We start from the raw sequence: 12,550 nt of genomic DNA, 5'->3' as shown, positions 1-12,550 counted from the left end.
TAAAAGTCATCTGCTAAGGAGAAATTTATGGGGTTGTTTGATTTTTTTAAGAAGAAATCTTCTGATGAAGAGAAGTCAACTAAAGATGAAGACAAGATTGTTATTAAAGTTGAAAATACAGATGATAGCGCTCCAGGATGGGAAGCGATTGATGCAGAATTTAATCGTTTATACCCTGATCAGCCCAGTCCTCTTCATTATGTAACAGTTATCAAGTATATGCTAGGCGGTCCAGATCCACTTGATGGCATCAGTGTTTACGATGCAGGAGATTTTTGGCATTTTGTGAGTTATGGTTTGTCAGAATTATATACTAAAGAAAGCGAAGATCTTGAATACAGTGGTTATGGGATTGAATTAACCTTTAAGTTAAAGAAATCAAATAATGACGAAGAAGAAATTAAAAATGGCTGTGGTTTGCTACAGTATGTGGCAAGATATATTTTTAAAACGGGTAAAGTGGTTTTGCCAGAAGAATACATCTATACCAAGCAAACGGTAGGAATTGATGCCCAACAGAAATCTAATTTGACAGGCTTCTTGACTGCTGCTGATGATTTAGCTAAGCCTCTAGATACTCCGCATGGAAAAGTGGAATTTGTAACCTTAATTGGTGCAACAGACGCCGAACTGCGAAGTATTTATGAAAGTGAAACAAGTAAGCTGGAGGTTAGGAAATTGTTGAAAGAACTTGGAGATCAGCTTACAGATTATAATCGCCAGTCTTTAATTTAAATGATGTGAAAGCACCTCTTGATACAATGAAAGGAAAAAACATGACTAAACGCGCCTTAATCAGCGTCTCAGACAAAGCGGGCATCGTTGAATTTGCCCAAGAACTTAAAAAACTTGGTTGGGATATTATCTCAACAGGTGGGACAAAGGTTGCCCTTGATAATGCTGGAGTGGAGACCATTGCAATCGATGATGTGACTGGTTTTCCAGAAATGATGGACGGTCGCGTCAAGACCCTCCATCCAAATATCCACGGTGGGCTCCTTGCTCGTCGTGACTTGGATAGTCACCTAGAAGCAGCCAAGAACAATAAGATTGAGCTCATCGACCTTGTAGTTGTCAATCTCTATCCTTTCAAGGAAACGATTCTCAAGCCAGATGTGACATACGCTGATGCGGTGGAAAATATCGATATCGGTGGGCCATCTATGCTTCGTTCAGCAGCTAAAAACCATGCCAGCGTGACAGTTGTGGTAGACCCTGCTGACTATGCTGTGGTTTTGGACGAATTGTCATCCAATGGTGAAACGACTTACGAAACGCGTCAACGTTTGGCGGCTAAGGTTTTCCGTCACACAGCAGCTTATGATGCCTTGATTGCAGAATACTTCACAGCTCAAGTGGGCGAAGCAAAACCAGAAAAACTCACTTTGACCTATGACCTCAAGCAAGCCATGCGCTATGGGGAAAATCCTCAACAGGATGCGGATTTCTATCAAAAAGCTTTGCCGACTGACTACTCAATTGCATCAGCGAAACAGCTCAACGGTAAGGAATTGTCCTTCAACAATATCCGCGATGCGGATGCAGCTATCCGTATCATCCGTGACTTCAAAGATCGTCCAACCGTTGTGGCTTTGAAACACATGAACCCGTGCGGTATCGGTCAAGCTGATGATATCGAAACTGCTTGGGACTATGCTTATGAGTCTGACCCAGTGTCTATCTTTGGTGGAATTGTCGTCCTTAACCGTGAGGTGGATGCTGCGACAGCTGAGAAGATGCACGGCGTTTTCCTTGAAATCATCATCGCACCGAGCTATACGGATGAAGCGCTAGCCATTTTGACCAACAAAAAGAAAAACTTGCGTATCCTTGCCTTGCCATTTGACGCTCAAGAGGCTAGTGAAGTGGAAGCAGAATACACAGGTGTTGTCGGTGGACTTCTCGTGCAAAACCAAGACGTTGTCAAAGAGAGCCCAGCTGACTGGCAAGTGGTGACCAAACGTCAACCAACCGAGACAGAAGCAACTGCTCTTGAGTTCGCTTGGAAGGCTATCAAGTACGTCAAATCAAACGGGATCATCGTGACCAACGACCACATGACACTCGGCGTTGGCCCAGGACAAACCAACCGTGTAGCTTCTGTCCGCATTGCCATTGACCAAGCTAAAGACCGTCTTGACGGCGCCGTCCTTGCTTCCGATGCCTTCTTCCCATTTGCGGATAACGTGGAAGAAATCGCTAAAGCAGGAATCAAGGCTATCATCCAGCCAGGTGGATCAGTCCGTGACCAAGAATCTATCGAAGCTGCGGACAAATATGGTTTGACCATGGTCTTCACAGGCGTGAGACATTTTAGACATTAAGAAGATTTATATTGGAGAAAATGCTTAGATCTTTTCTCCAATTTTTTGCGCAAAAAAACTCCCAAAAGGATGAGCAGTTCATCTTTTGGGAGTTGATTTTTAAAATGACTTAACAGAATTAGAAAGAAAGTCCACTTTGGAAAGCGCTGAGTTTTTGTTTAGCTGCTTCGTTGATTTGATCGATAGCAGCATTGATAGCTTGGCTAGTCAAATCAGACAGAGTTTCCATATCTTCTGGGTCTACGATAGCAGGCTGAAAGTCAATTTTGACAACCTTTTTATCACCAGTAAGAGTTGCTACAACTAAATCTTGGCTAGATTTTCCAACAAATTCAGTTGCGGCTAATTCTGCTTGAGCAATGTCCATGTCTTTTTTAAGTTTTTGGGCTTGCTTCATCATGTTTTGCATATTCATCATAAGATTTTCTTTCCTTTCTCTCGCAAGGGCTGAGCCCCTTAGTAATCTTCACTCTTCAATTATATCATTTTTTAGAAAAGTGGCAAGAAGAACATTTCTAGAAGGTTTGACAAAGATTTAGTCTTTATAGTAGAATGGTCATGAATCTATATCCCAAGGAGAAGACAACTTGAAAAATAAGAAGATAAAAGCTTTGCTGTTGGTAGTGCTCTCATCCCTCTTCATCCTAATCGGCTGTAGTGGTAGCCCTAAAATTCAGGGGAAATGGAATGTTCAGGATGTTAGAGGAGAACAAATGACCATTGAAATAAAAGACAAGACCATCATTATCAACGAAGAAGAGTATAAGTATACTCAAAATGCTGTTGGTTTTAAAAATGGGGTGAGTTATTATGGCCTGACTCGGAAAGATAATGGCAAATTATTTTCTATCGTCTTTCCTGAGAAAGATAAAAATGTTGCTATTATGCTAATTCCTGATTCAGACGATGATTATCTCACAGGCAGTATGCTCTTTGCTATGAACCGCAAGGAAAAGCCAGATTATAAAAAATATGCAGAGAAATATTTTAATCTACGATAAAAGAAAAAGGCGCTGAATTTCAGCGTCTTTTAGGTTTTATGAAAGTGATGTCATGGTCGGCAAGTCTAGACTAGATTGCCCTAGATCTACCGTCAGCTGATAGTCTGTCTTATCACGGACGGTGTGTTCGAAGTCTGTAGTGTAGAGGACGAGGCGGAGCTGGTCACCTTTTTTCATCTTGTAGATGGTTGGTTGCAGATTAAATGTACATTCCATCCATTGGTCAGGAGTAACTTCTTCTACCGTCAGCAAATCTGTCCGATTTTGCAGGTTGAGGAAGCCTTTGGTGATGACACGGTGTGGCGTTTCGGCAAAAGGCAACTCAACTAGATTGTCCAGCATATAGTAGCGGCCGTTGTCCATGACTCTAGGCTCAAGCGGTATCGGAATTGGAGTGAGGCGTTTAGCTGGTCCAAAGTCCAGTAGTTGGGCAGAAATCAGCCCCTTGTCCGTGCTGGATTTAAGGCGCAGTTTGAGCTGGGTGGCCCCGTTGAGGAAGAGGTCGTCTTCCAAAGTCCAATCCAGAGTAATCTGGTTGACCTTGCCGTCAAAGAGTTCATTTTTAAAGCTTTGATAGCTTTTGGCAAAACGATTGTAATCTTCTTCTGAATACTGGTTTTGAATCTTTTGAGAGCCTTCACCTAGTTGGAAATGAGCGTAGTTCTTTTGTCCACCAAAGTCTTCCAGAGTTAGCCAATTTTGAGCTTGGCTGTTGTCCTGCCAGATGACTGATGGCAGTTCGAAGTCTGAGGCATGCCCAAGTAATTTTTTAGATAAAAGGGCATTCATGGCTTCGCGGAAGTCGATGGACTGCCAGTTGTTCATGTAAACATGGGCACCATTGTGGAAGAAGAGGTGCTTTTTGATGTGAGCTGGCAGAGCTCGGAACATATTATAAACATGGAGGGGTTTGACATTCCAGTCCTGAGAGCCGTGGGTGAAGACGACTTCGGCCTTGACCTTATCTGTATGGAGCAGATAGTTGCGGTCATGCCAAAATTGATTGTAATCTCCGGTTTGCCGGTCTAGGTCCTTACGCTGTTGCTCTAGGCTCCGCTGATAAGCATCATTATGACGTAGATAGTCACCAGCCCTCAGGTTGCGGGAGTAGGTCAGTTCGGTCAGGGATTCAAAGTCTTCTCCTGGGTAGCCGCCAGGGCTTGTGACGAGGCCGTTTTCGCGGTAGTAGTTGTACCAAGAAGAAATCCCAGCTTCGGCGATAATGACTTCCAAACCATCTACACCAGTCGTAGCCAGCCCGTTGGACATGGTGCCCAGATAGGAAATGCCTGTCGTAGCTACTTTTCCGTTGGACCAACTAGCCTTGATTTCCCGCTGGCGCGTGTGGTCAGTGAAGGCTCGGCAACGGCCGTTGAGCCAGTCGATGACATTCTTGTAGGCCTCGATCTGCTGGTAGTCACCACTTGTCATCAGGCCTTGAGAATCTTTGGTTCCCACGCCAGACACATAGAGATTGGCAAAACCGCGGGGCAGCAAGTAGTCATTGAGGGTGTAGGTGCCGATATGACCCAATTTTTCCTCAGCTTCAGAGACTTCTTGAGCTGGAGCTGGCGAATCCAACTGGAGCAATTTAAGCTCAGGGTCTTGGACTGTGATTTGATGTGGCTCTTTTTTTACTAAGTCCACATTCATATTATGGAGAGCCTTATCGCTGGCCGGATCGTTGGTTCCCTGATGATAAGGAGAAGCGGTCATGACCGCGGGGATTTGCCCTTGGTAACGAGGACGGATAATGCTGACTTTGACCAGATCTGGCAGGCCATCTCCATCAGTATCAACTCGGCTTTCCACATAAACTACCTCGCGGATGGCATCGTAGCTGGTAAAAGTTGCCAAGCTCTTGCCATTGAAGTAGTGGTAGGTATTGTCCTCAGGAATCAAACCCTCGCTGACCAGCTTATCAACCAACAGATTGCCATTTTTTGTCCGAGTGTTGAGTAACTGATAGAGGTTTTCTAGCAGATCGCCGTAAACGATAGGGAAGTTGCTTTCTGTTCGGAATTTCTCAAGATCGGTGAAATCAACAAAAGGCACAAAATCCAAGAGCTGAAAGGCAGTCATATAGAAGACCTCAGCTGTCAGTTCGCGGTCTGACTCGAAGAAGGTCAATAGGTCAGTTTCGCTATCAGCTGCCCAAGCTCGAAGCAAGTAGTCCCTATCCTGATAGAGAAAGAAACAACGTTGTAGGAAGCTTTGGAGATTGTCTTTGTCAGAAAGTTGCGGCTCATAGATGAAGCCCAACTCGGCTAATTCTTGGCGCATAGTGTCTGGATTTGTCTTGCGATAACTATACTGATTGAAGCGCATATTTTTCCCTCTTTTTCTGGTTTTTATTTAAAATGACCTTTACATTATCCATTATACTTGATAAAATATAGATTGTCTAAAAAATTTTAAAGGAGAAATTAGATGGATTTCAGTTGGGCTATTAAATATGCCACGGAATTTTTAGGAACAGCTATCCTGATCATTTTGGGGAATGGTGCTGTTGCCAATGTTGAATTAAAAGGAACTAAAGGTCATCAAAGTGGCTGGTTGGTCATTGCCGTTGGTTACGGTATGGGGGTTATGATTCCAGCTCTGATGTTTGGAAATACCTCAGGTAACCACATCAACCCTGCCTTCACTTTAGGGCTTGCAATTAGCGGTTACTTCCCATGGGCTCAGGTAGCTCCTTATATTCTTGCTCAAGTTTTGGGTGCGATCTTTGGACAGGCTTTGGTTGTAGCGACACACCGCCCTTACTACTTGAAAACAGAAAATCCAAACAATATCTTGGGTACTTTCTCAACCATTTCAAGTCTAGATCACGGAACACCTGAATCTCGTAAAGCAGCAACAATTAATGGCTTTATCAATGAGTTTGTTGGTTCATTTGTTCTTTTCTTTGCAGCGATGGGCATGACTAAACTTCACTTCGGTGCGGAATTGAAGGTTCTTATCGAGAAGAATGTACAACAACAAGCTCTTCAAGCAGCTCAAGCAGGTCAAAAAGTAGCAGAATCAGATGTTCAAAGTCTTATTCACAATACATTTGCACAAGCAACAAATGGATCATCTGCTGTCGCTCACTTGGCACTTGGTTTCCTTGTCATGGCTTTGGTAACTTCACTTGGAGGTCCTACTGGACCAGGTCTTAACCCAGCCCGTGACCTCGGACCTCGTATCTTGCACTTTATCTTGCCAAAATCAATCCTTGGTGAACACAAGGGCGATTCAAAATGGTGGTATTCTTGGGTACCGGTTGTAGCACCAATTGCAGCTGGTATTGCAGCAGTAGCTTTGTTTAAAGCGATTTACGGATAATATTTATCAAAAGACTGAGAGAAATCTCGGTCTTTTTTTGTTGGTTTTTTACTAATAGAAAAATTCGATTTGTTTTATATTTTTGGTCTGTTAGATTAGGATAGTAGAAATGTTCTGAAAATTGTTGGTTTGCGCATAATTTCTTGTCAAAAAAATGAAAATTTATTACAATAAAATAGTTTGGAGGAAGTTATGAGTGTGAATCATGTTGCAAGAATTGTTCCAGTAATAAAAGTAAATAATCGGAACCTAAATCAAGATTTCTATAGCAAAACGCTAGGGATGAAATCCCTATTAGAAGAAGGAGCCCAGTTGTCTTTGGGCGATCAAACCAAAACAGAAAGATTGATCTTAGAAGAATCTCCAAGCATGCGCTCTCGTCGAGTTAAAGGGGCAAAAAAATTGGCTCGCTTAGTGATTAAGGTAGCAAAAGCGTCAGAAATTGAAGCTTTGTTGGCTAGAGGGATTGAAGTTGATAGTTTATATCGTGGGGAGAAAGGTTATGCTTTTGAAGCGACTTCCCCGGAAGGTGATCGTATCTTGCTCCATGCGGAAGAGAACCTGAACAGCTTACAACCAGTCCAAGAAACTCCTACATTTGAAGAGCAGAGCGATTTTATCGGCTTGAGTCAATTTGATGTGGAAAAGATTGAGCTTCGTGTCCCAGATTTACAGGTTGTCAAGGCTTTCTATCAGCCAGTGAGCAATGTCTTGGATTTCCTAGATGTGCAGGAAGCCCAAGGACAAGATTTGCAAGCTGATAATACAAAAACTTGGGATTTGGCTATGCTCAAATGTTTGGTGACGGATTTTGATGCGGAAAAATTGTCATCGATTTTTGCAGCACAGGAGTTTTTTGTCCCTAAATCTAAAAAATTCTTAGTCAGCCAAGACCCAAGTAATATTGAACTATGGTTTGAGCAACTATGACCCAGCGGATTTTAGAAAAGATAGATCAACAACTTGCTGCGGGGCTTTATCCTGGGGCTAGTTTGTCTCTTTATCGTGATGGTCACTGGCAGAGTTTTTATCTTGGCTTAGCAGACCCAGCCAGTCAATCAGCAACGCGAGCTGGTCTGCTTTATGATCTGGCAAGCGTCAGTAAGGTGGTGGGCGTAGGAACCTTGGTGGCATTTTTGTTTCAGATTGGCGAATTGGATATCGATGCGCCTTTGCGGCAATACTATCCAGCCTTTCATGATGATCGGGTGACCCTGCGCCAGCTGTTGACCCATACCTCTGGGCTAGATCCCTTTATTCCTAATCGGGATAGGCTCAATGCTCAAGAACTAAAGGTAGCCCTCAATAGCTTGACAGTGCTGGATGATAAAACCTTCCATTATACAGATGTTAATTTTCTCCTGCTGGGCTTTATGCTGGAGGAGCTGTACGGGGAAGTTTTGGATAAGTTATTTGAAGACAAGATTTTTAAGCCGTGGGCGATGAAGAACACTAGCTTTGGGCCAGTAGCTTCTGCGGTGCCGACTGTTCGTGGCGTGAAAGCGGGAGTGGTTCATGATCCCAAAGCGCGTGTCTTAGGCCAGCATGCTGGAAGTGCCGGGCTTTTTTCAAGACTTGAGGATTTGCAGATCTTTTTAGAGCATTATTTGCAGGACGAATTTGCAGAGAGATTGAGCCAAAACTATGCTCTAGAGCCTGGCAAGACACGCAGTCTAGCTTGGAATTTGGAAGGGGAATGGCTGGATCATACTGGCTATACGGGTACTTTTATCATGTACAATCGGGCGGAACAGAAAGCCGCAATCTTTCTTTCCAATCGCACCTATGAAAAGGATGAGCGTGCCCAGTGGATTTTAGACCGCAATGAACTGATGGATCTAATCAGAAAAGAGTGGTAGCCTCCTCCCTACCGAGGCTAAAGGCCAGTCGCTGATGTTGAAATAGGATAGAACTCCGGCTTTTGCTTGGAGTTTTTGACTGCTTAACGTGACTTTGTCAGTCAAGATAGGAAAAGATCGCTTTTTTTTCAAAAGTATATTAAAATATAGAAGATAGAAGGAAGAAATAGAGAGAAAGTATGACAAAAGAGAAGGGTGTCGGCAAGGCACACAGCAAGATTATTCTGATGGGGGAGCATTCGGTGGTCTATGGCTATCCAGCCTTGGCTTTGCCTCTCAATAATATCGAAGTGACTTGTCAGGTATTTCCTTCTGAGAAGCCTTGGACTCTCTATGTGGAAGATACCTTGTCCATGGCTGTTTTTGCCTGTCTGGAGCACTTGGGGAAGCAAGGTGCTCAGATTCGTTGCCAGGTGAATTCTATGGTGCCAGAAAAGCGGGGCATGGGTTCGTCTGCTGCTGTCAGCATTGCAGCTATTCGTGCGGTTTTTGACTACTTCGAGGAAGCCTTGGATCATGAAACTCTGGAAATTTTGGCTAATCGAGCAGAGATGATTGCCCATATGAATCCAAGCGGTCTGGATGCCAAGACCTGTCTTAGTGATGTAGCCATCAAGTTTATCCGCAATGTCGGATTTTCAGAGATTGAGTTAGATTTGAGCGCTTATCTGTTGATTGCGGATACGGGCATTCACGGACACACGAGGGAAGCCATCAAAAAGGTAGAAAGTTTGGGTCAGGAGGCTCTGCCCCTCTTACAGGAGCTGGGAAATCTGACGAAAATTGTTGAAAAGGCGATCCATCTCAAAGATTTGCTGACCATGGGTCAGGCTATGACTAAGGCTCACGGCAAACTAGCTCAGTTGGGAGTTTCTTGCCAGCTATCTGATGACTTGGTCGAGCTGGCGCTTGAAAATGGGGCTCTTGGAGCCAAAATGAGTGGCGGTGGCCTAGGTGGCTGCGTGATTGTGCTAATAAAAGAAAAGAAAGAGGCGGAAGACTTAGCCCGTCTTTTGAGAGAGAAAGGAGCCAGCAATATATGGATAGAAAGCCTGTAAGTGTCAAGTCTTACGCCAATATTGCTATTGTCAAGTATTGGGGCAAGGCAGATGCTGAGCGGATGATTCCTTCCACTAGCAGTATTTCCTTGACTTTAGAGAATATGTACACCCAAACCCAGTTAAGTCCACTTTCGGCTGAGGCTGCTGGCGATGAATTTTATATCGATGGGCAATTGCAAAGCCCAGAAGAGAATGCTAAGGTCAGTCGGATTATTGATCGCTTTCGCACGGAGCCAAGTGACTGGGTGCGGATTGACACCAGTAACAATATGCCGACAGCAGCAGGTTTATCCTCTAGTTCCAGCGGCTTATCTGCCTTGGTCAAGGCTTGTGATGCTTATTTTAAAACTCATTACAATACCGAGGAGCTGGCCCAGTTGGCTAAGTTTGCTTCAGGTTCGTCAGCCCGCTCCTTTTTTGGTCCTTTGGCAGCATGGGACAAGGATAGCGGAGCAATTTACCCTGTGCAAACCGACCTTAAGCTGGCCATGATTATGTTGGTGCTTCATGATGAGAAAAAGCCGATTTCTAGTCGACTTGGCATGCAGCTCTGTGCTGAAACGTCCAAAAATTTTCAGGATTGGATTGACCAGTCAGCTCAGGACTATCAGGATATGCTGGTCTACCTAAAGGATAATGATTTTGAGAAAGTTGGGCAGTTGACCGAGGAGAATGCCCTGCGGATGCATGCAACGACAGAGACAGCCACGCCTCCATTTACTTATCTGACAGAGGAAAGCTATGCTGCGATGGACTTTGTTCGCCAGCTCCGAGGCCAGGGACATCCTTGCTATTTCACCATGGACGCTGGTCCTAATGTCAAGGTTCTCTGCCTTGAAGAGGACTTGGAAGACTTGGTGCCCCTCTTTGCGGCTCAGTACCGTCTGATTGTCTCCAAAACGAAGGAATTGCCTGATGGAAACTAAGATACAAGTCCAGACCTGCGGAAAGCTCTATCTAGCAGGGGAATATGCTGTCCTGAGTCCTGGTCATGCGGCTTTGATTAAGAATATTCCCATCTATATGCGGGCAGAGATTGAGGCGGCGGATAGTTATGAGCTGGATTCGGATCTTTTTAGCCATAAAGCCAGTCTAGCACCAGATGCGGATTATGCCTTGATTCAAGAGACTATTCAGCTGATGAATGACTATCTCGGCTTGATACAATGCCCATTGCACCCATTTGCTTTGACTATCAGAGGAAAAATGGAGAAAGACGGGCGAAAGTTTGGGCTGGGTTCCAGTGGCAGCGTGGTTGTCCTGACGATCAAGGCGATGGCCGCTTTTTATCAACTGAAACTAAGCTCTGACCTCCTCTTTAGACTAGCTGCAGTAGTGCTTCTCGAGCGGGGGGATAATGGCTCCATGGGAGATCTGGCCTGCATTGCTTATGAACAACTGGTTTATTATCGTTCTTTTGATCGGATGGCAATCCGCCAGCGATTGCTCGGCACAAGTCTATTAGAAATTTTAGAGCAAGATTGGGGCTATGAAATTAAGCCAATACAGTCTGCTTTATCTTGTGATTTTCTGGTTGGTTGGACGAGAGAACCGGCTATTTCGAGTGACCTTGTCAAGCAGGTTAAGTCGAGCTTAAACGAAGATTTCTTGACTCAAACCCAGCTTCAGGTGGACGGTCTGAAAGAAGCTTTTGTGTCGGCTGATAAGACAGCTGTAAAAAATAGTTTATTGACTGCCAGTCAGTTATTAGACAGGCTCAGTCCGCTGATTTATACGGAGAAATTACAGGCCTTAAGAGAGGCGAGTCAGGGCTTGGATTGTGTCGCTAAAAGCAGTGGAGCTGGCGGTGGAGATTGTGGCTTCGCCCTGTCTTTTGCTGCCGAAGATAGCCAAACCTTGATCCAACGCTGGCAAGAAGCTGGTCTGGAATTACTCTACCAAGAAAGGATGGGCGCTCATGAGCCAAAGTCGTAAAGATGATCACATCAACTACGCCCTAGAACAGCCCCTTGGCTACAATAGCTTTGATGATATAGAATTAATCCATTGCTCTTTGCCAGCCTATGATTTGGACGAGATTGACTTATCCACTCATTTCGCTGGGCGTGACTGGGATTTTCCTCTTTATATCAATGCCATGACAGGTGGAAGTCCAAAAGGGCGAGAAATCAATGAAAAGCTGGCTAAAGTAGCCGAAGCCTGTGGCATCCTCTTTGTGACAGGTTCTTACAGTGCTGCTCTGAAAAATCCAGATGATGATTCTTACGCTGTGGCAAAGGACAAGCCTAATCTACTCTTGGCCAGCAATATTGGTCTTGACAAACCAGTAGCAGCAGGCTTGCAGGCGGTGTCGGATTTGAAACCTTTGTTTCTCCAGCTACATGTCAATGTCATGCAAGAATTGCTAATGCCTGAGGGAGAGCGGACCTTCAGAACTTGGAAGCAGCATCTGGAAGCCTATGGAAAAGATTTTCCAGTCCCCCTTGTCCTCAAGGAAGTAGGCTTTGGCATGGATCGAAAGACGATTGAGGAAGCGCAGGCACTAGGTATTTCAACCTTTGATATTTCTGGTCGTGGTGGAACGAGCTTTGCCTATATTGAAAATCAGCGGAGCGGTCAGCGAGACTATCTCAACGGTTGGGGGCAGAGCACAGCCCAGGCTTTACTGGCAGCGCAAGATTGGGTGGACAAGGTGGAGTTGCTGGCAAGCGGTGGCATTCGCCATCCTCTAGACATGGTTAAAGCCTTGGTCCTTGGTGCTAAAGCAGTCGGCCTTTCTCGGACTATGTTAGACTTGGTCGAAAAATATCCAGTCGAAGAGGTCATTGCTATTGTAAATGGCTGGAAAGAAGACTTACGGCTGTTGATGTGTGCCCTGTCCTGCCGCAACCTTCAAGAATTAACATCCGTCCCCTATCTGCTTTACGGTCGCTTAAAAGAAGGAGCCGAACAGGTGCAATAATCACTTGCTGGTATGCTTTGTCTAGCTGATAAAATGCTTTAGCAGATCATTCAAA

12 protein-coding genes are annotated in these 12,550 nt (G+C 44.6%); 10 read left to right on the top strand and 2 right to left on the bottom strand.

Annotated features, from left to right (window positions below; genetic code table 11):
• Positions 1-27 precede the first annotated feature (27 nt).
• Both D8793_RS00635 and purH read left to right on the top strand, forming a co-directional pair.
• A complete protein-coding gene (locus D8793_RS00635) occupies positions 28-735 on the top strand; it encodes a suppressor of fused domain protein (RefSeq protein WP_125371172.1) in 708 nt (235 codons plus the stop codon).
• A 41-nt stretch (positions 736-776) separates the two neighbouring features.
• The gene (gene purH / locus D8793_RS00630) at positions 777-2,324 is read left to right on the top strand and encodes a bifunctional phosphoribosylaminoimidazolecarboxamide formyltransferase/IMP cyclohydrolase (RefSeq protein ID WP_125371171.1); all 1,548 of its coding nucleotides are present in this window, start codon (positions 777-779) and stop codon (positions 2,322-2,324) included.
• Positions 2,325-2,442: 118 nt separating this feature from the next.
• On the opposite strand, the gene D8793_RS00625 is transcribed toward purH, so the two are convergent.
• A complete protein-coding gene (locus D8793_RS00625; protein ID WP_125371170.1) occupies positions 2,443-2,742 on the bottom strand; it encodes a YbaB/EbfC family nucleoid-associated protein in 300 nt (99 codons plus the stop codon).
• A 169-nt stretch (positions 2,743-2,911) separates the two neighbouring features.
• Here D8793_RS00625 and D8793_RS00620 point away from each other — a divergent pair, with 169 nt between their 5' ends.
• Positions 2,912-3,325, top strand: a complete 414-nt coding sequence (locus D8793_RS00620) for a glycosyltransferase (RefSeq protein WP_185761024.1) — start codon at positions 2,912-2,914, stop codon at positions 3,323-3,325.
• 36 nt (positions 3,326-3,361) lie between these two features.
• Here the strand turns inward: D8793_RS00620 and D8793_RS00615 are convergent, their stop codons facing one another.
• A complete protein-coding gene (locus D8793_RS00615; protein WP_125371169.1) occupies positions 3,362-5,653 on the bottom strand; it encodes a Xaa-Pro dipeptidyl-peptidase in 2,292 nt (763 codons plus the stop codon).
• Positions 5,654-5,755: 102 nt separating this feature from the next.
• Here D8793_RS00615 and gla point away from each other — a divergent pair, with 102 nt between their 5' ends.
• From gla to fni, 7 genes are all read left to right on the top strand, one after another.
• Complete coding sequence (gla, locus tag D8793_RS00610) at positions 5,756-6,652, top strand: aquaglyceroporin Gla (protein WP_005591677.1); 897 nt, start codon at positions 5,756-5,758, stop codon at positions 6,650-6,652.
• A gap of 192 nt (positions 6,653-6,844) precedes the next feature.
• Positions 6,845-7,582: a CppA N-terminal domain-containing protein gene (locus D8793_RS00605; RefSeq protein ID WP_125371168.1), complete on the top strand. Its 738-nt coding sequence runs from the start codon at positions 6,845-6,847 to the stop codon at positions 7,580-7,582.
• Complete coding sequence (locus D8793_RS00600) at positions 7,579-8,511, top strand: serine hydrolase domain-containing protein (protein WP_125371167.1); 933 nt, start codon at positions 7,579-7,581, stop codon at positions 8,509-8,511. Before D8793_RS00605 ends, D8793_RS00600 begins: the two co-directional genes overlap by 4 nt.
• Positions 8,512-8,690: 179 nt before the next feature.
• Positions 8,691-9,569 (top strand): mevalonate kinase, encoded by an 879-nt coding sequence (gene mvk, locus D8793_RS00595; RefSeq protein ID WP_125371166.1) that lies wholly within the window; start codon positions 8,691-8,693, stop codon positions 9,567-9,569.
• Positions 9,551-10,498, top strand: a complete 948-nt coding sequence (mvaD, locus tag D8793_RS00590; RefSeq protein ID WP_125371165.1) for a diphosphomevalonate decarboxylase — start codon at positions 9,551-9,553, stop codon at positions 10,496-10,498. The genes mvk and mvaD overlap by 19 nt, the downstream gene beginning before the upstream one ends.
• On the top strand, positions 10,488-11,507 hold the full coding sequence (locus D8793_RS00585; protein ID WP_125371164.1) for a phosphomevalonate kinase: 1,020 nt from the start codon (positions 10,488-10,490) through the stop codon (positions 11,505-11,507). The genes mvaD and D8793_RS00585 overlap by 11 nt, the downstream gene beginning before the upstream one ends.
• Positions 11,491-12,495, top strand: a complete 1,005-nt coding sequence (gene fni, locus D8793_RS00580; protein ID WP_125371163.1) for a type 2 isopentenyl-diphosphate Delta-isomerase — start codon at positions 11,491-11,493, stop codon at positions 12,493-12,495. Before D8793_RS00585 ends, fni begins: the two co-directional genes overlap by 17 nt.
• Positions 12,496-12,550 lie beyond the last annotated feature (55 nt).

The organism is Streptococcus cristatus (assembly GCF_003943465.1).
Lineage (GTDB): Bacteria > Bacillota > Bacilli > Lactobacillales > Streptococcaceae > Streptococcus > Streptococcus cristatus_C.
This window is presented reverse-complemented; position numbering and strand designations above follow the sequence as displayed.